We start from the raw sequence: 22,919 nt of genomic DNA on the forward strand, positions 1-22,919 counted from the left end.
CTCTTGCCCTTGGCGCCGTCTCGCGGTAAAGGCGCGGCCAGCCTCGCAGAGGCCGGCTCTTTTCCACATTCAGACATATAGGCAGGCTCTTCCCATGAAGATCAGCGGCGTGGACATTCGTCCCGGCAACAATATCGAATATGAGGGTGGCCTGTGGCGCGCCGTCAAGATTCAGCACACCCAGCCCGGCAAGGGCGGCGCCTATATGCAGGTGGAGCTGAAGAACCTGATCGATGGCCGCAAGAACAATGTCCGCTTCCGCTCGGCCGAGAGCGTCGAGCGCATCCGCCTCGACACCAAGGATTTCCAGTATCTCTACCCCGAGGGTGACATGCTGGTGTTCATGGACACCGAAACCTATGACCAGATCAACCTGCCGATGGACCTGGTCGGCGACGCCGCTGCCTTCCTGCAGGACGGCATGATGGTCATGCTGGAAATGTATGAAGAACGTCCGATCAGCGTCCAGCTGCCCGAGACGGTCGAAGCGACCATCGTCGAAGCCGACGCCGTGGTGAAGGGCCAGACCGCATCGGCCAGCTACAAGCCGGCGATCCTCGACAATGGCGTACGCGTCATGGTTCCGCCGCACATCGTCACCGGCACGCGCATCGTGGTCGATGTCTATGAGCGCGAATATGTGAAGCGGGCCGACTGATGCGGTTCGGGCGCAGCACGGCATTGGCCGCCATCCTCGCGATCGGTGCCCTGCCGGCTGCGCTCCCTGCCCAGACGGTCAACAAGCCGTCCAAGGCGCAGATCGACAGTGCGGCCTATGTGCTGCAGGTCATCAGCAGCGCGCTGGAATCGAAGGAGGTCGAGCAGCCGGTCAAGACCGCGCTGTTCGAATGCCTCTACAGCAATTCGCTGTCGCAGATCAGTGCGGCGACCGACAAGGTGATCGCGGGCAATCCGGGCAAGGTGAACCGCAAGGATCCCTCGCAGATGCTGGCGGTGATCGCTGGCACCTGTGGCTATCGTCCGGCCGCCGCCAAGCCCGCCCCCAAGAAATAAAGCAAAGGCCGCCCACCGGGGCGGCGGAGATTTTACATGGTATCCCATTCCGGCCTTCTCACCGTCATGGAACGCGCCGCCCGCAAGGCCGGCTCCAAGCTGCGCCGCGACTTCGGCGAGGTCGAGCATCTGCAGGTATCGCGCAAGGGGCCGGCGGACTTCGTGTCCAAGGCCGACAAGCAGGCCGAACAGACGTTGGTCGAGGAATTGCAGAAGGCGCGTCCCGACTGGGGCTTCCTGCTGGAAGAGGGCGGGGTAATCGAAGGCGATCCCAACAAGCCGCGCTGGATCATCGATCCGCTCGACGGCACCACCAACTTCCTGCATGGCATCCCGCACTTCGCCATCTCGATCGCGGTCGAGGAGCCGCTGTTCGGCGGCAAGCGCGAAGTGACCTCGGGCCTGATCTACCAGCCGGTCACCGACGAAAGCTATTGGGCGGAAAAGAATCGCGGCGCCTGGCGTCATGACCAGCGCCTGCGCGTCTCGGCCCGCCGTGACCTTGCCGACTGCCTGATCGCCACCGGCATCCCGTTCATGGGTCATGGCAACATGGCCGAATGGACGCGCATCTTCGGTGCGGTGGCGCCTTCGGTCGCTGGCCTGCGTCGCTTCGGTGCCGCTTCGCTCGACCTCGCCCATGTCGCCTCGGGCCGCTATGACGGCTTCTGGGAAAGCGGCCTCCAGCCCTGGGACGTGGCAGCCGGCATCCTGATGGTGCGCGAAGCCGGTGGCTTCGTCAGCGACTTCCGCGGCGGCGACCAGATGATCGACCGCAAGGAAGTGATCGCCGGCAATGACGCGACCCATAGCAAGCTGCACAAGCTGGTGGCCGGCGCGCTGCGCTAAGAGTCTGGTCGCGATTGGGGGAGGTGCGCCGCGCTTCCGCCGATGGCGTGAATCAGGCTCTGCTAAGCTTCTGATTTAAGAGCAAAGGGCGTCGGCCCACCGCGGCGAGTCTTCGGGCTTCCAAAGGTGGTCCGGCGCCTGTTTTTTTGTGTCTGGGGCAATCGTCTCTTGCGCTTTTGGTAACGCGATCAAGCCTTTGCAATTGTTGCGAATCATTCTCATGGGTTCGCCCCTTGCTTCGCATATGCAGCAGGCCTAAAGGCCCCCCAGAACAATTTTCGCCCAGGGGATTCCATTGGTCGATCTCAGCCAATATCTGCCGATCCTGATCTTTCTCGGGATCGCTCTGCTGCTCTCCAGCACCTTCGTCTTCTTGCCGATGCTGGTTGGCCGCCTGACCGGTGCGCACAAGCCCGATCCTGCCAAGCTGTCCGAATATGAATGCGGCTTCCCCGCATTTGAAGAGCCGCGCAGCCAGTTCGACGTGCGTTTCTACCTTGTCGCCATCCTGTTCATCATTTTCGACCTGGAAGCGGCATTCCTCTTTCCCTGGGCGGTGAGCCTTGACCAGATCGGCTGGGCCGGCTGGGCGACGATGATGATCTTCATAGCGGAGCTGGTGCTCGGCCTCGTCTATGCGTGGAAGAAGGGAGCACTCGATTGGGAGTAGAACTGACCAGCCCCATTCCCGGCACCATGCCGCCGATGGGGACGCAGCCCGACCAGGACTTCTTCAACGCGCTCAGCAGTGAAGTCAGCGACAAGGGCTTCCTTGTCACCTCGACCGAGGAACTGTTCCAGTGGGCCCGCACGGGTTCGCTGTGGTGGATGACCTTCGGTCTGGCCTGCTGCGCCGTGGAGATGATCCACGTCAACATGCCGCGCTACGACATGGAGCGCTTCGGCGCCGCGCCGCGCGCGTCTCCGCGCCAGTCGGACGTGATGATCGTCGCGGGCACGCTGTGCAACAAGATGGCCCCGGCGCTCCGCAAGGTCTATGACCAGATGTCCAACCCGAAATATGTGATTTCGATGGGCAGCTGCGCCAATGGCGGTGGTTACTACCACTATAGCTATTCGGTCGTCCGTGGCTGTGACCGCATCGTGCCGGTCGACATCTATGTGCCGGGCTGCCCGCCCACTGCCGAAGCTCTGCTCTACGGCATCATGCAGCTGCAGCGGAAGATCCGCCGGATCGGGACGATTGAGCGTTAATATGGGCCATTCTGCACCCAAGATCGTGAACCCCGAAGGGATCGCCGAGGAAATCGGCGCCCTGCTGGGGTCGATGCTGATCGAAACCATCGATCATGCTGACGAGCTGACCTTCGTTGTCGCGCGCGACGACCTGGCCAACGCCATGGTCGCGCTGCGCGACATGGCGCATTACCAGCAGTTGATGGAAATTGCCGGCGTCGACTATCCGGAACGTCCGGACCGGTTCGAGGTCGCCTATCACCTGCTCAGCGTCACGCGGAATCACCGTGTCCGCGTCAAGGTGTCGACCGACGAGGATACGCCGGTGCCGACCGTCACGCACCTCTGGCCGGTCGCTGGCTGGCTGGAGCGCGAAGTGTTCGACATGTATGGCGTCATCTTCGACGGCAATACCGACCTGCGTCGCATCCTGACCGACTATGGCTTCAAGGGCCATCCGCAGCGCAAGGACTTCCCGCTGACCGGCTATGTCGAGCTGCGCTATTCCGAGGAAGACAAGCGCGTCGTCTATGAGCCGGTGAAGCTGGCTCAGGACTTCCGCAGCTTCGACTTCATGTCGCCCTGGGAAGGCGCGCAATATGTGCTGCCGGGCGACGAGAAGGCGGCGGCACCTGCCGCGCCGGCTCCTGCGCCCGCAGCTGCACCCGCGCCCAAGGCGACGGAAAGCAAGGCCGACACCGGTGCTGGCGATGCCGCCAACAAGAAGGCCGAGGAAAAGTCGGCCGACGCGCCGGCCAAGCCCGCCGCCGAAACCGATGAAGGCAAGGGGGCTGCCAAGCCCGAAGGTAAGGCCTGATGTCCGACTATCTCGAAAAGATGGATCATGTCACCGATGCGGCCGACCCGGCCTATGGCGACACGGAAATCCAGAACTACACGATCAACTTCGGTCCGCAGCACCCTGCGGCGCACGGCGTTCTGCGTCTGGTCATGGAACTGGACGGCGAAATCGTCGAGCGCTGCGACCCGCATGTCGGCCTGCTGCATCGCGGCACCGAAAAGCTGATCGAGCACAAGACCTATATGCAGGCGCTGCCCTATTTCGACCGGCTGGACTATTGTTCGCCGCTCGGCATGGAGCATAGCTATGTCCTGGCGGTCGAAAAGCTGCTGAACCTGGAAGTGCCGCTGCGCGCGCAATATCTGCGCGTGTTCTTCGCGGAACTGACCCGTATCTGCAATCACATGCTGAACCTGGGTTCGCACGTCATGGACGTCGGCGCGATGACGCCGAACCTGTGGCTGTTCGAAATCCGCGAGGACTGCCTCAACTTCTTCGAGCGCGCGTCGGGTGCCCGCATGCATTCGGCCTATTTCCGGCCGGGTGGCGTGCATCAGGACGTGCCGCTCAAGCTGCTGACCGACATCGCCGACTGGCTCGACACCCGTCTGCCGCGCCTGTTCGAGGACGCGATGAGCCTGGTCGTCGACAACCGCATCTTCAAGCAGCGCAATGTCGACATCTCGATCGTCAGCAAGGAAGACGCGCTGAAGTGGGGCTTCTCCGGCCCGATGCTGCGCGGTTCGGGCATCGCCTGGGACATCCGCAAGGCGCAGCCCTATGACGTCTATGACCGCATGGAATTCGACGTTCCGGTCGGCACCGCGTTCGACTGCTATGACCGGTTCATGGTCCGCGTCGAGGAAGTGCGCCAGTCCGCGCGCATCATGAAGCAGTGTCTCAGCGAAATGCCGGAAGGGCCGATCGCCAGCTTCGACCGCAAGGTCTCCCCGCCCAAGCGCGGCGAGATGAAGAAGTCGATGGAAGCGCTGATCCACCACTTCAAGCTCTATACCGAGGGCTTCCATGTCCCCGCGGGCGAAGTCTATGTGGCGACCGAAAGCCCGAAGGGCGAATTCGGCGTCTATCTGGTCAGCGACGGCTCCAACAAGCCCTATCGCTGCAAGATCCGCCCGACCGCCTTCAGCCATCTGCAGGCGATGGACTTCATGATGAAGGGCCACATGCTGGCCGATACAACCGCTGTACTGGGCGCGATGGACATCGTGTTCGGAGAATGTGACCGATAATGGCTGACGCAGTTCATATCCCCGATGAGGCCGAAACCCGCGCGCGCTGGGGCGCGTTCGAGTGGACGCCCGAAAACGCCGAACAGGCCAAGAAGGTCATCGCGCGCTATCCCGCCGGTCGCCAACAGTCGGCGGTGATGCCGCTGCTCGACCTGGCCCAGCGCCAGGTTGGTGCGGAGACGCAGACCAATGGCTGGCTGCCGGTTCCGGTCATGGAATATATCGGGCGCCAGCTCGATATGCCGTACATGCGCGTCTATGAGGTCGCGACCTTCTACACCATGTACAATCTGGCGCCGGTCGGCCGCTACCATGTGCAGGTCTGCGGCACGACGCCGTGCATGCTGCGCGGGTCGGACGATGTCTTTGCCGCGTGCAAGAATAAGGGTCTGGTCAAGGGCGGCACGACCCCCGACGGCCTGTTCACCCTCAATGAGGTCGAATGCCTTGGTGCCTGTGCCAACGCGCCGATGGTCCAGATCAACGACGATAATTTCGAAGATCTGACCTACGACAGCACCATCGCCATCCTGGAAACGCTGGCCGCTGGCGGCCAGCCCAAGATCGGCCCGCAGATCGATCGTCAGACCAGCGCGCCGGAAGGTGGCCCGACCACCCTCAAGGAGATGGTCGGCGAAAATCACGACTATCGCGGTCAATGGAACGAAGGAGCGACGGCATGACCGATGCACCCGCACCGGCCCCCTTCGTCGGGCCGCTGTCCGACAAGGACCGCATCTTCACCAACGTCCACGGCTTCCAGGATTGGGGCGTCGACGCCGCGATGAAGCGTGGCGATTGGGACAATACCAAGAAGCTGATGGAAATCGGCCAGGACGCGATCATCGACACCATCAAGGCGTCGAACCTGCGCGGCCGCGGCGGCGCCGGCTTCCCGACCGGCATGAAGTGGAGCTTCATGCCCAAGGAAAGCAAGGACGGCCGTCCCAGCTTCCTCGTCATCAACGCTGATGAATCCGAACCGGGTTCGTGCAAGGACCGCGAAATCATCCGCCACGATCCGCACAAGCTGATCGAAGGCGCGCTGATCGCCGGTTTCGCGATGCGGGCGCGCGCCGCCTACATCTATATTCGCGGTGAGTTCATCTATGAGGCGAAGGTGCTCTTCGCCGCTGTCGAACAGGCCTATGAAAAGGGCTTCATCGGCAAGAATGCCTGCGGTTCGGGCTATGATTTCGACGTGTTCGTCCATCGTGGCGCCGGCGCCTATATCTGCGGCGAGGAAACCGCCCAGATCGAAAGCATCGAGGGCAAGAAGGGCCAGCCCCGCCTGAAGCCGCCTTTCCCGGCCGGCGCGGGCCTTTATGGCTGCCCGACCACGGTGAACAACGTGGAATCGATCGCGGTTGCGCCGACGATCCTGCGTCGTGGCGCTGCCTGGTTCAACGGCTTCGGTCGTGAGAACAACCGCGGCACCAAGCTGTTCCAGATCAGCGGTCATGTGAACAAGCCCTGCGTCGTCGAGGAATCGATGTCGATCCCGTTCCGCGAACTGATCGATCGCCATTGCGGCGGCATCCGTGGCGGCTGGGACAATCTGCTCGCGGTCATTCCGGGCGGATCGTCGGTGCCACTGGTTCCTGCGAAGGAAATCATGGACGCACCGATGGACTTTGACGGTCTGCGCGCGCTGGGCTCGGGCCTGGGCACCGCTGCCGTCATCGTCATGGACAAGTCGACCGACATCGTCCGCGCCATTTCGCGTCTCTCCTACTTCTACAAGCATGAGAGCTGCGGCCAGTGTACACCGTGCCGCGAAGGCACCGGCTGGATGTGGCGCGTCATGGAGCGTCTGCGCACCGGCGACGCCGACCAGAGCGAAATCGACATGCTGTTCCAGGTGACCAAGCAGGTTGAAGGCCACACCATCTGCGCGCTTGGCGACGCAGCGGCATGGCCGATCCAGGGGCTGATCCGGCACTTCCGTCCGGAAATCGAGCGCCGGATCAACGAGAACAAGGGTAGTGCCCCCGTCATGGAGGCAGCGGAGTAACCATGCCGAAGGTCAAAGTAGACGGCGTAGAACTCGAAGTCCCGGCGGGCGCCACAGTCCTCCAGGCTTGCGAGCAGGCGGGGAAGGAAATCCCCCGTTTCTGCTATCATGAGCGCCTTTCCATCGCCGGCAATTGCCGCATGTGCCTGGTCGAGGTGAAGCCTGGGCCGCCCAAGCCGCAGGCGTCGTGCGCGCTTCCGGCCACCGAAGGCCAGGAAATCCGCACCGACAGCGAAATGGTCAAGAAGGCCCGCGAAGGGGTGATGGAGTTCCTGCTCATCAACCACCCGCTGGATTGCCCGATCTGCGACCAGGGTGGCGAGTGCGATCTTCAGGACCAGTCGGTGGCCTATGGCCGTGGTTCGTCGCGCTATGACGAGAACAAGCGCGCTGTCACCGAGAAGAATATGGGTCCGATCGTCAAGACGGTCATGACCCGCTGCATCCAGTGTACCCGTTGCGTGCGCTTTGCAGAGGAAGTCGCGGGCGTGCCGGAAATCGGTGCCATCTATCGCGGCGAGAATATGCAGATCACCACCTATCTCGAACATGCCGCCAAGAGCGAGCTGTCGGGCAATGTGGTCGATCTCTGCCCGGTCGGTGCGCTGACCGCCAAGCCCTACGCTTTCGAAGCGCGTCCGTGGGAACTCAAGAAGACCCATGCGATCGACGTGATGGACGCGCTCGGTACCAACATCCGCCTCGACAGCCGTGGTCGTCAGGTGCTGCGCGCCGTGCCGCGCATCAATGACGACGTGAACGAGGAATGGGCGTCGGACAAGACCCGTCACAATGTCGACGGTCTGGTCCGCAAGCGCCTCGACAAGCCGTTCGTCCGCAAGGATGGCAAGCTGGTTCCGGCGACCTGGGCGGAAGCCTTTGCCGCCGTCGCCGCCGTCCAGCATGGCGGCAGCGTCGCGGCGATCGCCGGTGACCTGCTCGACTGCGAAACCATGTTCGCCGGCAAGGCGCTGGTCGAAAAGCTCGGCGGTTCGCTGCTGGAAGGCCGCCAGACCGGCCTGTCCTACGACGTGTCGAGCCTGTCGTCGGTGGTGTTCAACACCCCGCTCGCCGATCTCGAAACCGCGGACGTCATCCTGCTGGTCGGCACCAACCTGCGCTGGGAAGCGCCGCTGGTGAACACCCGCATCCGCAAGGCGATCAAGAAGGGCGCGAAGGTCTTTGCCGTCGGTCCCGAATTCGACCTGACCTACAAGCTCGAATGGCTGGGCAATGACGCGTCGCTGCTGGCCAAGCTGCCGGACGCCGTGCTCGAAGCCTTCAAGGGCGCTGCCCGTCCGGCGATGATCGTCGGCGGCGGCGTGCTGGCCAAGGACGGTGCGCATGGCGACACGCTGGCACTGGTCGAGACGCTGGGCCTGATCAAGGATGGCTGGAACGGCTATAACGTCCTGCACTTCGCGGCGGCCCGCATGGGCGGCCTGATGCTGGGCTATGCGACCAAGGGCGGCATCAAGGCGGTGGCTGCGGCCGCGCCGAAGCTGCTCTTCTCGCTGGGTGCCGACGAAGTCGACTATTCGGCCTTCGAGGGTAGCTTCAAGGTCTATGTCGGCCATCATGGCGACAAGGGCGCCCATGCGGCGGACGTGATCCTGCCGGGCGCAAGCTATGCCGAAAAGGCCGGCACCTACGTCAACCTGGAAGGCCGGGTGCAGTTCGGTGAAAAGGCCGTGTTCGCACCGGGCGATGCCCGCGAGGACTGGTCGATCCTGCGCGCCCTGTCGGAAGCGCTGGGCGCCAAGCTGCCGTTCGACAGCTTCGACGCGCTGCGCGCCGAAATGGTCAAGGCGGTTCCCGCGCTCGGCGTCGAGGGTATCGCCGACTATGGCTGGTCGGTTCCGTCGCTGCCCACCGGTGCGACCGGCGAGCTGGGTTCGCCGATCAAGGATTTCTACCTCACCAACGCGATCTGCCGCGCCAGCCCGACGATGCAGCAATGCTCGGCCGAGCTGATCCATGGTGAAAGCTTCGCGGAGGCCGCAGAGTGACCGCTTTCTTCCAACGCCTTGGCCTGCCTTTCGAGGGCGCCTGGCTGCTTTCGACCATTGTCGGTATCCTGGTCATCGCACTGCCGCTGATGCTGGCCGTCGCCATGATTATCTATGCCGACCGCAAGATCTGGGCCGCCATGGCATTGCGCCGTGGCCCCAACGTCGTCGGCCCGCTGGGCCTGCTTCAGTCCTTCGCGGACGGCCTCAAGGTCTTCCTGCAGGAAACCATCGTTCCTTCGGCGTCGAACAAGGCCTTGTTCCTGATCGCGCCGATCATCACCTTCACCGTGGCGCTGATGGCCTGGGCGGTCGTCCCCTTCGGCGTTGGCGTGATGGTGTCGAACGTCAATGTCGGCCTGCTCTACATCCTCGCCATCTCGTCGCTCGGCGTGTACGGCGTGGTGCTGGCGGGCTGGGCGTCCAACTCCAAATATCCCTTCTACTCCGCGATCCGCGCCAGCGCGCAGATGATCAGTTATGAAGTCTCGATCGGCTTCATCCTGATCACCGTCGTGCTGTGGGCCGGCAGCTTCAACATGTCGGCGATCGTGGAAAGCCAGAAGGGCTATTATGGCTTCCTCAACGGCAACGGCTTCAACCCGCTGCTGTTCCCGATGGCGATCATGTTCCTGATTTCGGCCATGGCGGAAACGGCGCGCGCGCCGTTCGACCTGACCGAAGCGGAATCCGAACTGGTCGCGGGTTACCAGACCGAATATTCGTCGATGGCCTTCGCCCTGTTCTGGCTCGGCGAATATGCCAACGTCATCCTGATGTGCGGCCTCAACGCGATCCTGTTCTGGGGTGGCTATCTGCCGCCGTTCGACTGGGCGCCGCTCTATCTGGTGCCGGGCATCATCTGGTTCCTGCTCAAGATCGCCTTCTTCTTCTTCGTCTTCTCCTGGGTGAAGGCGACGGTGCCCCGCTACCGTTATGACCAGCTGATGCGGCTGGGCTGGAAGATCTTCCTGCCGACCTCGCTCTTCTTCGTCTTCCTGGTTTCGGGCTTCCTCATGCTGACGCGCTATGGAGGCGCACAATGAGCCTCGGTTACTACGTCAAAAGCTTCACCCTCTGGGAGTTCGTGAAGGCGCACTGGCTGACCTTGAAGTATTTCTTCAAGCCCAAGGCGACGATCAACTACCCCTATGAGAAGAACCCGATTTCGCCGCGCTTCCGTGGTGAACATGCGCTGCGCCGCTATCCCAACGGGGAAGAGCGCTGCATCGCGTGCAAGCTGTGCGAGGCCATCTGTCCGGCGCAGGCGATCACCATCGAGGCGCAGCCGCGCGACGATGGCAGCCGCCGCACCACGCGCTACGACATCGACATGACCAAGTGCATCTATTGCGGCTTCTGCCAGGAAGCCTGCCCGGTCGATGCGATCGTCGAGGGCCCGAACTTCGAGTTCGCGACCGAAACCCGCGAGGAGCTGATCTACGACAAGGCCAAGCTCCTGGAAAACGGTGACAAGTGGGAGCGTGCCATCGCTGCCAATCTTGCTGCCGATGCCCCCTATCGTTAAGCCGCCGGCGTCAAAGGGAATATGAACCTGTGATCCACGTCCTCGCCTTTTACCTGTTCGCCATTCTGGTGGTGAGCAGCGGCGCGCTCACGATATTGTCGCGCAACCCGGTCCACTCGGTCCTCTGGCTGATCCTGGCCTTCTTCAACGCTGCCGGTCTGATGATCCTGCTCGGCGCCGAATTCATCGCGATGCTGCTTGTCATCGTCTATGTCGGCGCGGTCGCGGTGCTGTTCCTGTTCGTCGTCATGATGCTCGACATCGACTTCGCCGAACTGCGCGCCGGCTTCGTTAGCTATCTGCCGTTCGGTCTGCTGATCGCGCTCGTGCTGCTGGCGGAAATCGTCCTCGGCATCGGCCTGTGGAGCGCCGGTCCGATCGAGCTTGCGCAGCGTGCGGCCCCGGCCAATCCGGAACTTTCCAACATCCAGGCGATCGGCGGCATTCTCTACACCCGCTACATCTTCCTGTTCGAGGCGGCGGGTATCGTCCTGCTGGTCGCGATGATCGGCGCCATCGTGCTGACCCATCGTGCCCGTGGCGGCGTCCGTGGTCAGAATGTTGCCAAGCAGAACCGCCGTCGTCCGCAGGACGCCGTGCGCAACATCAATCAGCCCGTGGGGCAGGGGGTGGAGCTGTGATCGGCCTTCAACATTATATGGTGGTCAGCGCCATCCTCTTCGTGATGGGGGTGCTCGGCATCTTCATCAACCGCAAGAATGTCATCATCATCCTGATGGCGATCGAGCTGATCCTCCTCAGCGTGAACATCAACCTCGTCGCCTTCAGCGCCTTCCTGGGCGATCTGGTGGGCCAGGTCTTCTCGATGTTCGTGCTGACCGTCGCGGCGGGTGAAGCGGCCATCGGCCTCGCCATCCTCGTCATTTACTTCCGTGGTCGCGGCACCATCGCCGTCGACGATGTCAACCGGATGAAGGGCTGAGCCAAATCCCATGATCCAGCTTATCGTCCTTCTCCCGCTGCTCGCCGCAGCCATCGCCGGCCTTGGCAACAAGGCCCTGGGCAAGATCCCGGCGAAGATCGTCACGACCGGCGCGCTGTTCGCAGCCTGCGCCATGTCCTGGCCGATCTTCATCAGCTTCCTGACCGGACACGCCGAACCCTATGTCGCGCCCGTCTTCACCTGGATCGAAAGCGGCAGCTTCGATGCCCAATGGGCGCTGCGGGTCGATACCATGACGGCGGTCATGCTGGTGGTCATCACCAGCGTGTCCAGCCTCGTCCACCTCTATAGCTGGGGCTATATGGACGAAGAGCCGGATCAGCCGCGCTTCTTCGCCTATCTCTCGCTCTTCACCTTCGCGATGCTGATGCTCGTGACCGCGAACAATCTGCTGCAGATGTTCTTCGGTTGGGAAGGCGTGGGTCTGGCCTCCTACCTGCTGATCGGTTTCTGGTTCCGTAAGCCTTCGGCCAATGCGGCCGCGATCAAGGCATTCGTCGTCAACCGCGTCGGCGACCTTGGCTTCATGATGGGCATTTTCGGCACCTATCTGGTGTTCAATACCATCTCGATCCCGGAAATCCTGGAAATGGCCCCGTCGATGGCGGGTTCGACCATCGGCTTCCTGGGTCACCGCTTTGACACCATGACCGTGCTCTGCCTGCTGCTGTTCATCGGCGCGATGGGCAAGTCGGCGCAGCTCGGCCTCCACACTTGGCTTCCCGACGCGATGGAAGGCCCGACCCCGGTGTCGGCGCTGATCCACGCGGCCACCATGGTCACCGCCGGCGTCTTCATGGTCTGCCGCCTGTCGCCGATGTTCGAAATGTCGCCGACCGCGCTGACCGTGGTCACCTATGTCGGTGCCGCCACCTGTCTGTTCGCCGCCACCGTCGGCACCGTGCAGACCGATATCAAGCGCGTCATCGCCTATTCGACCTGTTCGCAGCTGGGCTACATGTTCTTTGCTGCCGGTTGCGGCGCCTATGGCGCGGCGATGTTCCACCTCTTCACCCACGCCTTCTTCAAGGCGCTGCTGTTCCTGGGCGCCGGCTCGGTCATCCATGCGATGCACCATGAGCAGGACATGCGTTACTATGGCGGCCTGCGTAAGAAGATCCCCGTGACCTTCTGGACCATGACGCTCGGCACTCTCGCCATCACGGGCGTCGGCCTGCCGCTCGTCGGCGTCGGTTTCGCCGGCTTCTATTCGAAGGACGGCATTCTCGAAGCGGCCTTCGCGTCGGGCGGTGCGGGCATTGGCGCCTATTATGTTGGCGTGTTCGCCGCGCTGCTGACCAGCTTCTACAGCTGGCGCCTGGTCTTCCTGACCTTCTTCGGCAAGCCGCGCTGGACCCAGTCGGAACATATCCAGCATGCCATCCATGATGCCCATGGGCATGACGATCACGGCCACGGCCATGACGATCACGCCCATGCGCACGCCGATCATGGCCATGATCATCATCATGCCCATGACGCTGGCGACGGCACCGGTGGCTACCACCCGCATGAAAGCGGCCTGGTCATGCTGATCCCGCTGCTGGTGCTCAGCCTGGGCGCCGTGTTCGCCGGCTTCGTCTTCCACGACCAGTTCATTGGTCCGGAAGGGGGCATCGAGTTCTGGAAGGGCGCGCTCGCGTTCGACAGCCACCTGATGCACGCCGCGCATGAAGTGCCGACCTGGGTCAAGTTCGGTCCGTTCACCGTGATGCTGACCGGCCTGGTCATCGCCTGGCTCGCCTACATCAAGAACACCGACTGGCCGCAGCGCTTCGTCGCCACCTTCGGCGCCCTGCACCAGTTCCTGCTCAACAAGTGGTATTTTGACGAGCTGTACAACTTCCTGTTCGTCAAGCCCGCCTTCGCCATCGGCCGCTTCTTCTGGCAGTTCGGTGACGTCGGCTTCATCGACCGCTTCGGCCCCAACGGGCTGGCTGCTCTGGTCGTGCAGGGCAACAAGATCACCCGTCGGCTTCAGTCCGGCTACCTCTACACCTATGCGCTGGTGATGCTGATTGGCCTCGCCGCGGCTGCAACCTGGGCGATGACACGATAATGGACGGCTTCCCCATCCTCTCCCTGATGATGGCAGTGCCGATGGCTGGTGCCATCGCCTGCCTCTTCGCTGGCGCCAATAATGCGCGCTGGATTGCGCTGATCGCCACGCTGGTCGATCTGGTCCTGGGCATCGTCCTGTGGGTCAATTTCGATCAGTCGGGCGCAGGCGCCCAGTGGCAGTTCACCGAATATGCGCCGATCTTCGGCCGCTTCGCGTGGGCGCTCGGGATCGACGGCATTGCCTTGCTGCTGATCGCGCTGACCGTGTTCCTGATGCCGATCTGCATCGGCGCCAGCTGGAACGCGATCAACAAGCGCGTCGGCGAATATATGGCGGCGTTCCTGTTCATGGAGGTGCTGATGATCGGTGTCTTCACCGCGCAGGATCTCTACCTCTTCTACATCATGTTCGAAGCCGGCCTGATCCCGATGTATCTGATCATCGGTATCTGGGGTGGTGCGAACCGTATCTACGCCTCGTACAAATTCTTCCTCTACACGCTGCTCGGCTCGGTCCTGATGCTGATCGCGATGATGTGGATGGTGCATGAGGCCGGCACGACCCGCATTCCCGACCTGATGGCGTACAACTTCGATCCGAAGATCCAGATCTGGCTGTTCCTCGCCTTCTTCGCCAGCTTCGCGGTGAAGATGCCGATGTGGCCGGTCCACACCTGGCTGCCCGACGCGCACGTTCAGGCGCCGACCGCCGGTTCGGTCATCCTGGCAGGCGTGCTGCTGAAGATGGGTGGCTATGGCTTCATCCGCTTCTCGCTGCCGATGTTCCCGGAAGCCTCGGCGCAGCTCGCGCCCTGGGTCTGGGGCCTGTCGATGGTCGCCGTCGTCTATACCAGCCTCATCGCGCTGGTTCAGTCGGACATGAAGAAACTGATCGCCTATTCGTCGGTCGCGCATATGGCGATCGTCACCATCGGCCTGTTCGCCTTCAACCAGGCGGGCCTGGAAGGCGCGATGATGGTCATGCTGGGCCACGGCCTGGTGTCGGGCGCGCTGTTCCTGTGCGTCGGCGTCATCTATGACCGCCTGCACACCCGTGAGATCAACCGCTATGGTGGCCTCGCGATCAACATGCCGCGCTACGCCGTGCTGTTCCTGCTCTTCACCATGGCTTCGGTCGGTCTGCCGGGCACCAGCAACTTCGTCGGTGAATTCCTGTCGCTGATGGGCATCTATCAGGTTTCGACCTGGGCGGCGCTGATCTGCACCACCGGAATCATCCTGGGTGCGGCCTATATGCTCTACCTCTATCGCCGCATCTGCTACGGCGATCAGGTGAACGCCGATGCCGCCGCCATGTCCGACCTGTCGGCGCGTGAAATCTGGCTGCTCGCCCCGATTGCCGCGGCGGTGCTCTGGATGGGCGTCTATCCGGAAAGCTTCCTGGCCCCGATGCGTCCCGACATCCGCGCGCTCGAAGCGCGTCTCGCCCCTGCGGCTCCCGCAGGAGATTCCCAGATCAAGATGGGTGCGCCCAAGCCGGTAGGCGAGGGCCATCATGAAGAAGCCGCTGCGCACGGGGAGGCGCACTAATGATCGAAACCGCTTCCCTTCTGGCCGTATTGCCGGAACTCATCCTCACCGGCTCCGGCCTGGTGCTGATGCTGATCGCCGCCTTTGGTGGTGACCGCTCGACCCATGCCGTCAACTGGCTGGCAGTGCTGGCACTGCTCGCCGCCGGCCTCAGCCTCTGCACCTCGATGGCGCATGGCCCGGTCGCGTTCGACGGCCTGGTCCGTGCCGACGCCTTCTCGGTCTACGCCAAGGCGCTGATCTATGGCGCGGCCGGTGCGGCCATCCTGCTGGCCCCGCGCTTCTTCGCCACCGGCGGCGCGCTGCGTCCCGAATATGCCGTCCTGATCGTCTTTGCCGCCATCGGCATGGGCATGATGGTCTCGGCCGGTGACATGCTGACGCTCTATGTCGGCCTGGAAATGAACAGCCTCGCATCCTACGTGCTGGCCAGCTTCATGCGCCAGGACGAGAAGTCGTCGGAAGCGGGCCTCAAATATTTCGTGCTCGGTTCGCTGGCCAGCGGCATCCTGCTCTACGGCATCTCGCTGCTCTACGGCTTCACCGGTTCGACCGCGTTCGACGGCATTGCCATTGCCATGGGTGACGGCGTGTCGAAGGGCGAGCTGTTCGGTCTGGTCTTCGTGCTCGCAGGCCTCGCCTTCAAGATCAGCGCCGTGCCGTTCCACATGTGGACGCCCGACGTCTATGAAGGTGCGCCGACCCCGGTCACCGCCTTCTTCGGCAGCGCGCCCAAGGTCGCCGCGATGGGCCTGATGGTCCGCGTCGCGATCGAAGCGCTCGGCCCGGCCGGCCTCGACTGGCAGCAGATCATCATCTTCGTTGCGCTCGCGTCGATCCTGTTCGGTGCGGTCGCGGCGATCGGCCAGACCAGCATCAAGCGTCTGATGGCCTATTCGTCGATCAACAATGTCGGCTTCGCGCTGGTCGGCCTCGCCGCCGGCACGCCCGCCGGCGTTGCCGCGACGATGAGCTACATGGCGATCTACGTCGTCATGACCATCGGTGCCTTCGCCTGCATCCTCCAGATGCGGGATGCCGACGGCAAGCCGGTCGACACGATCGCCAGCCTTGCCGGCCTGTCGCAGTCGCGCAAGGGCCTGTCGGCCGCCTTCGCGATCTTCATGTTTTCGATGGCCGGTATCCCGCCGCTGTTCGGCTTCTGGGCGAAGTTCCTGGTGTTCGATGCCGCGGTCGCCGCCAACCTGACCGCGCTCGCCGCCTTCGGCATCGCCATGTCGGTGATCGGCGCCTTCTATTATCTCAAGATCATCAAGACGATCTATTTCGACGAACCGGCCGCGCCCTATGAGGCGAAGGGCGGGGCGGTCGAGAACATCATCATGGCCGCCTGCGCCATCGTGATCGTCTTCGGTTATCTGCTCAACCCGCTGCTGGACAAGGCCAGCGCGGCTGCGGCGGCTTCGCTGTTCTGACGCAGTTTCGCACCGTAGAAGAAACCGGCTCCACCAATGCCGACATGCTGGCATTGGCGGAGCAGGGTGAAACCGAGGGCCTCTGGCTGCGCGCAAAGCGACAGTCCGGAGGCCGCGGTCGTTTGGGCCGGGCGTGGGAAAGCCCGGTCGGCAATCTCTATTGCTCCACCCTGATCCGGCTGCAGCCGGGCGACCCGATGGCGCACACGCTGGCGCTGGTCGCGGCAAACGCCGTCCATGCGCTGGTCGCGCCGCTCTGTGCCGGACAGGCGCGGATCAAATGGCCCAATGACATATTGGTCGACGGCGCGAAGATCGCCGGCATCCTGCTGGAACGCACCGGCGATGCCGTGGTGGTGGGCATCGGCATCAACGTCACCCATTTCCCGCAGGGGCTCGACCGTCCGGTCACCAGCCTCGCAGCGCAAGGTGCGGACGGGGAGGGGGCGGACGCCACCGCGCTGCTGGAGCGCCTCGCCCAGCTTTTCGGCCATTGGCTGGCGATCTGGCGCGCCCAGGGACTTGATCCGGTGCGCACCCACTGGCTGCTCAATGCCCATCCGACCGGCACGCCGATGCGTGTCGTTCAGCCCGATGGCGACGTGGTGGAGGGCGGCTTCGGCACGCTCGACAGCCAGGGCATGTTGATCCTGCGCTTGGCGAATGGCGATACCCGTGCCATTCATGCCGGCGATATCTTTCTCATCTGAGGGTTCGGCCATGCTTCTCGCGATCGACGCGGGCAACACCAATGTCGTTTTCGCGCTGCTCGACGGGCGTGAGATCAAGACGCGCTGGCGCATCGCCACCGACCCGCGCCGCACCGCCGACGAATATGCGGTGTGGCTGAACCAGCTTTTGATGCTGGAAGGCTATGCCATGGCCGATGTCGACGCGGTGATCGTCGCCACGGTCGTGCCGCGCGCGCTCCACAATCTTCAGGTGCTGGCCGACAAATATTTCAAGACCACCGCGCTGGTCGCCGGCCAGCCGCCGGTCGACTGGGGCATCGAACTGGACGTGGCGGAACCCGCCTCGGTCGGCGCCGACCGGGTTGTAAACGCGATTGCGGCCCACCATCTTTATGATGGCGACCTGATCGTCATCGACTTCGGCACGGCGACCACCTTCGACGTGGTGGATTATCGCGGCGCCTATAAGGGCGGCATCATCGCGCCGGGCATCAACCTGTCGCTCGATGCGCTAGTGGCGGCCGCGGCCAAGCTGCCCCGCATCGCGATCGCCCCGCCAGAGAACCGATCGGTTATCGGTCGGACCACGGCCGACGCCATGCTGATCGGCGTCTTCTGGGGCTATGTGGCGATGATGGAGGGGCTGGTCGCCCGCATGCGGGCCGAGATCGGCCGCCCGACCAAAGTGATTTCGACCGGAGGACTCGCCGTCCTCTTCAATGACAATAGCGATATTTTCGATGCGATCGCGCCCGACCTGACGATCCAGGGCCTCGCATTGCTGTACGAACGGAGTTTACAGACAGAATGACACCCAAAGACGAGCTGCTCTTCCTGGCCCTCGGCGGCTCGGGCGAGATCGGCATGAACGTCAATCTTTATGGTTGCCAGGGCAAATGGGTCATGGTCGATCTCGGCCTGACCTTTGCCGATCCGCTTTATCCCGGCGTCGAACTGGTGCTGCCCGACCTTGCCTTCATCGAGGAGCGCAAGGATGACCTGCTCGGCATCGTGCTGACCCATGGCCATGAAGACCATATCGGCGCCATCCCCTATCTGGCGGCGGACCTGGGCGTGCCGCTCTATGCCACGCCCTTCACCGCCGGCCTGATCCGGCTGAAGCTGGAAGAGGAAGGCCTGACCAAGGAGGTGAAGCTCCACGTCATCGAGAATGAAGGCAGCTTCAATCTCGGCCCGTTCGGCTTCCGCTATGTGCCGCTGGCCCACTCGATCCCGGAGGGCAATGCCGTCCTGATCGACACGCCGCACGGCCGCATCTTCCACACCGGCGACTGGAAGCTGGACGCCGCCCCGCTGCTCGGCGAGCCCTCCACGCCGGAGGAGCTGACCGCGATCGGTGACGAGGGCGTGCTGGCTCTGGTGTGCGACAGCACCAATGTCTTCAATCCAGAACCGTCGGGTTCTGAAAGCACCGTGCGCGATGGCCTGATGCAGACCGTCGCAGCGGCGAAGGGCCGGGTGCTGGTTACCACCTTTGCCTCCAACGCTGCGCGCGTGCAGACGCTGGGCGAGGTCGCGGCCGCCACCGGGCGCAAGCTGTGCGTCGCCGGCCGCTCGCTCGACCGCATCATCAGCACCGCCAAGGCCGCCGGTTATCTCAAGGATTTCCCGCCGCTGGTCGACTGGGACGATGCGATGGACCTGCCCCGATCGGAAGTGATGTTCATCGCCACCGGCGGCCAGGGCGAGGCGCGCGCCGCCCTGTCGCGCATCGCCTTTGACAGCCACCCGATCAAGCTGGCTGAGGGCGATACCGTCGTCTTCTCGTCCAAACAGATTCCGGGCAACGAGATCGCGATCGGCCGCATCCAGAATGCGCTGGCGACCAAGGGCATCATCATGGTGACCGACCGCCAGGCAGAGGTCCATGTCTCGGGCCATCCGGGCCGTCCGGAACTGGAATCCATGTATCGCTGGATCCGCCCCGCCATCCTGCTGCCGGTCCATGGCGAGCGCCGCCACATGGCGGAACAGGCGCGGCTTGGCCTCGCCACCGGCATCCCCGATGCGGTGGTGCAGTCGAACGGCGACCTGCTGCGCCTGGCACCGGGCAAGCCGACGATCATCGGCCATGAGGATACCGGCCGTCTGGTCCTCGACGGCGATGTCATCCTGCCCGCCGACGGCGCGACCATGAACGAGCGGCGCAAGCTCGGCCTGCACGGCCAGATCAGCGTCGCCGTGGCGCTCGACGCCAAGAACCGCCTGATCGGCGAACCCGTGCTGCGCACCCAGGGCGTGCCGGTGGAGGAAGACAAGGATGCCTTCCTCGCCGAAGCGGCCGAGGAAGCGGCGGCGGCGGTGGCCAAGGGATCGATGGAGCAGGAAGCCCTGCGCGAACGGCTGCGCCTCGCCGTGCGCCGCACCGCTACCCGCTGGACCGGCAAGAAGCCGATCGTCGACGTGCTGCTGATCCGCGCATGATATGAGAGTGCCGTTCGCCATCCTGCGGGAGCAAGGCGAACGGCGCTTTTGCGAGTAACCGGAAACATCTAGAGCGAAATGACATCAGGCGGACTCGTCATTGCGAGCGTAGCGAAGCAATCCACCGGCGCGACATGGATTGCTTCGCTACGCTCGCAATGACAGCATGGGTTGATCCCATGTCATGCCGCTCTAGGCTCGGGCAGATCAGAATTGAATCGTCATAGCGAACGACGCCATGACGGGAGAGGATAGGGGCATGCGCTGCAATAAAGGGCGGGCCGGATGAACTGGTACGCCATCTTCGCCATCTATGTGCTGTTCTGGGTGATCAGCGCCTTCCTCGTCCTGCCCTTCGGCCTGTGCACGCCCGACGAAACGGGCGAGGTGCTGCTGAAAGGCCAGGCGGACAGCGCCCCCAGCAACTTCCGCCCCGGCCGCGTCATGCTCCGCGCCACCCTGCTCTCGGCCGTCCTGTTCGGCCTCTATTATGCCAATTATGTGCAGGGCTGGGTCACGATCGACAACATCCCCGGCCTCCATCCGCCACGCTGAGCGGGGATGCTATGTACCGGCGGCGCGGGCAAAACCGATGCCGTGGAAGCGCCACGTAGGGATGGCTAACGACCGCCTGCTTTTCCTCCCGTCATCCCCGCGGAGGCGGGGATCCATCTCGCCAGCGTGGGACCAGAGAGAAGGTTAGGAGATAGATTCCCGCCTACGCGGGAATGACGAATAGGGTGGTGAGGGGACTGTCGGGTTTCGGCCACGAAATGCAGAAAGCTGCCTTTAGAAAGCTGGTTCGGTTCCATCTCCAAGATGTAACTGCCCATCTCGCACGCTGAACCAACGGGCATCGCCATCGCGTCTATCCACTATATGCCACTGTGGCTGGCCATCCGTTGTAGAAAATGTAAGGAAGCGGAACCCTTCAACCGTGGTCAGGACGACCTCGGGAAGATAGCCGAGCGCTTCGCACCGCTCAACTCGCGCATCTCGTAGGCAGGATAGCGCAGGTTCCCAGAGATCATCGTCGCTCCAACTGCCACAGACAATTGCGTGCGTATTTTCGATACGCCAACTCCATTCGACCCCCAGTGATACTTCACCCTCGGGATGCCCGACTGATCCATCCCTATTCAAGCGAGGGGTGAGTTCCCCGATTTCGATGAAGATCGCCGATCCGTAGCCGCGCCATATATAACTGATCGGTTGGCCGACCAATGAAAGAGCGAGTGCTTCAAATGCTTGTTTAGCTGGCATCATAGAAACCTAGCGCGAGCGTCCGCTATCTGGAAGACCAATGCACTAGATCAATGACATCAAATGGTCGCTTCGAGACCATCCTCCCCTGCAAGGGGGGGATTTTACAGCAGCGATTGGTCGCTAGGCGTCATCCTCAATCCCGTCATGCCGGGCTTGACCCGGCATCCCGCTTTTCTTGCTTTGCGAGCGCGAGCCGACCAAGGCCGCACACCCTCTGTCCTATTCGGCCCGTTCATGATCTACTCCGGCCATGAACAGCCGTCCCCCTCACGCAAACATGTCCGGAATTGTCGCGCCGCTGTCGCGTCGCGGGCGCGTGACAGGTGCAAAAGGCCCTAAATCGCCCGACGACACTGTGAACTTCGGACCGAAATAAACTGTCGCGTCATCAGCCCGGCTGGTCGACCCTTGAGGCAGCAAATTCGCGCTGTCCTACACCGCGCGCCTCCGCCATAATGCGGACGGCTCTTTGACCTGTCGGATATGCCCGTGCGCCGCAGAGGCCAGCCCTAGGGGCGATCGACATTCAGATGATGACGTGACGAAAATGGTGGTTTTCCGTGACCCGGAGCGCAGCGTACTTAAAGTACGTGAGCACCGGAAGCGCGGGAAACCGCCATTTGCAGGCCGTCAGGGCTGGATGTCGATCGCCCCTACCGCTTGCGCGTCAGCTCCCGCATAGCCTCATCCAGCCCCTCCAAGGTCAGCGGATACATGCGCTCATTCATCAAGTCGCGGATGATGCGGGTCGATTGGCTATAGCCCCAATGTTCCGCCGGCGCGGGGTTCAGCCACACGGTCGCGGGATAGGTGTGTGCAACGCGCTGCAGCCAGACGGCACCGGCTTCCTCGTTCATATGCTCCACCGACCCGCCGGGATGGCTGATCTCATAGGGGCTCATCGCCGCGTCGCCGACGAAGATCACCTTATAATCGTGGCCATATTTGTGCAGCACGTCCCAGGTCGGGGTGCGCTCGGCAAAGCGGCGGCGATTATCCTTCCATACGCCTTCATAGAGGCAGTTATGGAAGTAGAAGAATTCCATATTCTTGAATTCGCTGGTCGCGGCCGAAAACAGCTCCTCGCACAGCTTGATATGCGGGTCCATTGATCCGCCCACGTCCAGGAACAGCAGCAGCTTGACCGCATTGTGCCGCTCGGGCCGCATCCGGATGTCGAGCCAGCCCTGACGCGCGGTACCGCGGATCGTGGCGTCCAGATCCAGTTCGTCGGCCGCGCCCTCCCGCGCAAAACGCCGCAGCCGCCTCAGCGCCACCTTGATATTGCGGGTGCCGATCTCGCGATTGCTGTCCAGATTGGCGAATTCGCGCTTTTCCCACACCTTGATCGCGCGCTTGTGCCGACTTTCCCCGCCGATCCGCACGCCCTCGGGATTATAGCCGCCATGGCCGAAGGGGGATGTGCCGCCGGTGCCGATCCACTTGCTGCCGCCCTGGTGGCGTTCCTTCTGCTCCTCCAGCCGCTCCTTCAGCGTCTTCATGATCTCGTCCCAGTCGCCCAGCGACTTGATCTTCTCCATCTCCTCGGGGCTGAGGAACTTCTCCGCGACCAGGCGCAGCCATTCCTCGGGTATCTCCGCCTCGACCCCATCCTGGCCCAGCAGGCCCTTGAACACCTTGGCAAACACCTGATCGAACCGGTCGATCAGCCCTTCATCCTTCACATAGGTGGCGCGGGCGAGATAATAGAAATCCTCGGGCCGCCGCTCGATCACGTCGCGGTCCAGCGCTTCGAGGAGCAGCAGATGCTCCTTGATGCTGGCGGGGATGCCGGCGGCGCGTAGCGCGTAGAGGAAATTGAGCATCATGGTGCCGATCTT

General features: G+C 63.0%; 22 protein-coding genes. 21 read left to right on the plus strand and 1 reads right to left on the minus strand.

Annotated features, from left to right (window positions below; genetic code table 11):
* The first annotated feature begins 94 nt into the window (after nucleotides 1–94).
* From efp to U0025_RS05245, 21 genes are all read left to right on the plus strand, one after another.
* On the plus strand, nucleotides 95–658 hold the full coding sequence (efp, locus tag U0025_RS05145; protein ID WP_004211725.1) for an elongation factor P: 564 nt from the start codon (nucleotides 95–97) through the stop codon (nucleotides 656–658).
* Entirely contained in the window at nucleotides 658–1,014 is a 357-nt protein-coding gene (locus U0025_RS05150; protein WP_004211726.1) for a hypothetical protein, read from the plus strand. Before efp ends, U0025_RS05150 begins: the two co-directional genes overlap by 1 nt.
* A gap of 36 nt (nucleotides 1,015–1,050) precedes the next feature.
* Nucleotides 1,051–1,863, plus strand: coding sequence for an inositol monophosphatase family protein (locus U0025_RS05155; RefSeq protein WP_004211727.1), 813 nt, complete (start codon nucleotides 1,051–1,053; stop codon nucleotides 1,861–1,863).
* A gap of 295 nt (nucleotides 1,864–2,158) precedes the next feature.
* Nucleotides 2,159–2,533, plus strand: coding sequence for an NADH-quinone oxidoreductase subunit A (locus U0025_RS05160; RefSeq protein ID WP_004211729.1), 375 nt, complete (start codon nucleotides 2,159–2,161; stop codon nucleotides 2,531–2,533).
* Nucleotides 2,524–3,078 carry a NuoB/complex I 20 kDa subunit family protein gene (locus U0025_RS05165; RefSeq protein WP_004211730.1) on the plus strand — a complete coding sequence of 185 codons (555 nt, stop codon included), beginning with the start codon at nucleotides 2,524–2,526 and terminating at the stop codon, nucleotides 3,076–3,078. Before U0025_RS05160 ends, U0025_RS05165 begins: the two co-directional genes overlap by 10 nt.
* A gap of 1 nt (nucleotide 3,079) precedes the next feature.
* Nucleotides 3,080–3,877, plus strand: coding sequence for an NADH-quinone oxidoreductase subunit C (locus U0025_RS05170; RefSeq protein WP_004211731.1), 798 nt, complete (start codon nucleotides 3,080–3,082; stop codon nucleotides 3,875–3,877).
* Nucleotides 3,877–5,112 (plus strand): NADH-quinone oxidoreductase subunit D, encoded by a 1,236-nt coding sequence (locus U0025_RS05175; RefSeq protein WP_004211732.1) that lies wholly within the window; start codon nucleotides 3,877–3,879, stop codon nucleotides 5,110–5,112. The genes U0025_RS05170 and U0025_RS05175 overlap by 1 nt, the downstream gene beginning before the upstream one ends.
* A complete protein-coding gene (locus tag U0025_RS05180) occupies nucleotides 5,112–5,795 on the plus strand; it encodes a complex I 24 kDa subunit family protein (RefSeq protein ID WP_004211734.1) in 684 nt (227 codons plus the stop codon). The genes U0025_RS05175 and U0025_RS05180 overlap by 1 nt, the downstream gene beginning before the upstream one ends.
* Nucleotides 5,792–7,126, plus strand: coding sequence for an NADH-quinone oxidoreductase subunit NuoF (gene nuoF, locus U0025_RS05185; RefSeq protein WP_004211735.1), 1,335 nt, complete (start codon nucleotides 5,792–5,794; stop codon nucleotides 7,124–7,126). The genes U0025_RS05180 and nuoF overlap by 4 nt, the downstream gene beginning before the upstream one ends.
* Nucleotides 7,127–7,128: 2 nt before the next feature.
* On the plus strand, nucleotides 7,129–9,135 hold the full coding sequence (gene nuoG, locus U0025_RS05190; protein ID WP_004211736.1) for an NADH-quinone oxidoreductase subunit NuoG: 2,007 nt from the start codon (nucleotides 7,129–7,131) through the stop codon (nucleotides 9,133–9,135).
* A complete protein-coding gene (gene nuoH / locus U0025_RS05195) occupies nucleotides 9,132–10,181 on the plus strand; it encodes an NADH-quinone oxidoreductase subunit NuoH (protein ID WP_004211737.1) in 1,050 nt (349 codons plus the stop codon). Before nuoG ends, nuoH begins: the two co-directional genes overlap by 4 nt.
* Complete coding sequence (gene nuoI / locus U0025_RS05200; RefSeq protein ID WP_004211738.1) at nucleotides 10,178–10,663, plus strand: NADH-quinone oxidoreductase subunit NuoI; 486 nt, start codon at nucleotides 10,178–10,180, stop codon at nucleotides 10,661–10,663. The genes nuoH and nuoI overlap by 4 nt, the downstream gene beginning before the upstream one ends.
* 29 nt (nucleotides 10,664–10,692) lie before the next feature.
* The gene (locus U0025_RS05205; RefSeq protein ID WP_004211740.1) at nucleotides 10,693–11,304 is read left to right on the plus strand and encodes an NADH-quinone oxidoreductase subunit J; all 612 of its coding nucleotides are present in this window, start codon (nucleotides 10,693–10,695) and stop codon (nucleotides 11,302–11,304) included.
* The gene (gene nuoK / locus U0025_RS05210) at nucleotides 11,301–11,606 is read left to right on the plus strand and encodes an NADH-quinone oxidoreductase subunit NuoK (RefSeq protein WP_004211745.1); all 306 of its coding nucleotides are present in this window, start codon (nucleotides 11,301–11,303) and stop codon (nucleotides 11,604–11,606) included. The genes U0025_RS05205 and nuoK overlap by 4 nt, the downstream gene beginning before the upstream one ends.
* Before the next feature lie 10 nt (nucleotides 11,607–11,616).
* Nucleotides 11,617–13,686 (plus strand): NADH-quinone oxidoreductase subunit L, encoded by a 2,070-nt coding sequence (gene nuoL, locus U0025_RS05215; RefSeq protein ID WP_004211747.1) that lies wholly within the window; start codon nucleotides 11,617–11,619, stop codon nucleotides 13,684–13,686.
* Nucleotides 13,686–15,239: an NADH-quinone oxidoreductase subunit M gene (locus U0025_RS05220; RefSeq protein WP_004211748.1), complete on the plus strand. Its 1,554-nt coding sequence runs from the start codon at nucleotides 13,686–13,688 to the stop codon at nucleotides 15,237–15,239. Before nuoL ends, U0025_RS05220 begins: the two co-directional genes overlap by 1 nt.
* A complete protein-coding gene (gene nuoN, locus U0025_RS05225; protein WP_004211750.1) occupies nucleotides 15,239–16,675 on the plus strand; it encodes an NADH-quinone oxidoreductase subunit NuoN in 1,437 nt (478 codons plus the stop codon). Before U0025_RS05220 ends, nuoN begins: the two co-directional genes overlap by 1 nt.
* On the plus strand, nucleotides 16,672–17,385 hold the full coding sequence (locus U0025_RS05230; protein WP_080604519.1) for a biotin--[acetyl-CoA-carboxylase] ligase: 714 nt from the start codon (nucleotides 16,672–16,674) through the stop codon (nucleotides 17,383–17,385). The genes nuoN and U0025_RS05230 overlap by 4 nt, the downstream gene beginning before the upstream one ends.
* Nucleotides 17,386–17,395: 10 nt before the next feature.
* Nucleotides 17,396–18,178, plus strand: a complete 783-nt coding sequence (locus tag U0025_RS05235; RefSeq protein ID WP_004211752.1) for a type III pantothenate kinase — start codon at nucleotides 17,396–17,398, stop codon at nucleotides 18,176–18,178.
* Nucleotides 18,175–19,812 carry a ribonuclease J gene (locus U0025_RS05240; protein WP_004211753.1) on the plus strand — a complete coding sequence of 546 codons (1,638 nt, stop codon included), beginning with the start codon at nucleotides 18,175–18,177 and terminating at the stop codon, nucleotides 19,810–19,812. The genes U0025_RS05235 and U0025_RS05240 overlap by 4 nt, the downstream gene beginning before the upstream one ends.
* Nucleotides 19,813–20,097: 285 nt before the next feature.
* Nucleotides 20,098–20,367 carry a DUF1467 family protein gene (locus U0025_RS05245; protein WP_004211754.1) on the plus strand — a complete coding sequence of 90 codons (270 nt, stop codon included), beginning with the start codon at nucleotides 20,098–20,100 and terminating at the stop codon, nucleotides 20,365–20,367.
* Nucleotides 20,368–21,731: 1,364 nt separating this feature from the next.
* On the opposite strand, the gene U0025_RS05250 is transcribed toward U0025_RS05245, so the two are convergent.
* The gene (locus U0025_RS05250; protein WP_004211755.1) at nucleotides 21,732–22,907 is read right to left on the minus strand and encodes a vWA domain-containing protein; all 1,176 of its coding nucleotides are present in this window, start codon (nucleotides 22,905–22,907) and stop codon (nucleotides 21,732–21,734) included.
* Nucleotides 22,908–22,919: the final 12 nt, after the last annotated feature.

This window comes from Sphingobium yanoikuyae, assembly GCF_034424525.1.
GTDB lineage: Bacteria > Pseudomonadota > Alphaproteobacteria > Sphingomonadales > Sphingomonadaceae > Sphingobium > Sphingobium yanoikuyae.

Coding starts and splice junctions, on each gene's coding strand:
- efp (WP_004211725.1), top strand. CDS start 95: ATGAAGATCAGCGGCGTGGACATTCGTCCCGGCAACAATATCGAATAT.
- U0025_RS05150 (WP_004211726.1), top strand. CDS start 658: ATGCGGTTCGGGCGCAGCACGGCATTGGCCGCCATCCTCGCGATCGGT.
- U0025_RS05155 (WP_004211727.1), top strand. CDS start 1,051: ATGGTATCCCATTCCGGCCTTCTCACCGTCATGGAACGCGCCGCCCGC.
- U0025_RS05170 (WP_004211731.1), top strand. CDS start 3,080: ATGGGCCATTCTGCACCCAAGATCGTGAACCCCGAAGGGATCGCCGAG.
- U0025_RS05175 (WP_004211732.1), top strand. CDS start 3,877: ATGTCCGACTATCTCGAAAAGATGGATCATGTCACCGATGCGGCCGAC.
- U0025_RS05180 (WP_004211734.1), top strand. CDS start 5,112: ATGGCTGACGCAGTTCATATCCCCGATGAGGCCGAAACCCGCGCGCGC.
- nuoF (WP_004211735.1), top strand. CDS start 5,792: ATGACCGATGCACCCGCACCGGCCCCCTTCGTCGGGCCGCTGTCCGAC.
- nuoG (WP_004211736.1), top strand. CDS start 7,129: ATGCCGAAGGTCAAAGTAGACGGCGTAGAACTCGAAGTCCCGGCGGGC.
- nuoI (WP_004211738.1), top strand. CDS start 10,178: ATGAGCCTCGGTTACTACGTCAAAAGCTTCACCCTCTGGGAGTTCGTG.
- nuoL (WP_004211747.1), top strand. CDS start 11,617: ATGATCCAGCTTATCGTCCTTCTCCCGCTGCTCGCCGCAGCCATCGCC.
- U0025_RS05220 (WP_004211748.1), top strand. CDS start 13,686: ATGGACGGCTTCCCCATCCTCTCCCTGATGATGGCAGTGCCGATGGCT.
- nuoN (WP_004211750.1), top strand. CDS start 15,239: ATGATCGAAACCGCTTCCCTTCTGGCCGTATTGCCGGAACTCATCCTC.
- U0025_RS05235 (WP_004211752.1), top strand. CDS start 17,396: ATGCTTCTCGCGATCGACGCGGGCAACACCAATGTCGTTTTCGCGCTG.
- U0025_RS05240 (WP_004211753.1), top strand. CDS start 18,175: ATGACACCCAAAGACGAGCTGCTCTTCCTGGCCCTCGGCGGCTCGGGC.
- U0025_RS05245 (WP_004211754.1), top strand. CDS start 20,098: ATGAACTGGTACGCCATCTTCGCCATCTATGTGCTGTTCTGGGTGATC.
- U0025_RS05250 (WP_004211755.1), bottom strand. CDS start 22,907: ATGATGCTCAATTTCCTCTACGCGCTACGCGCCGCCGGCATCCCCGCC.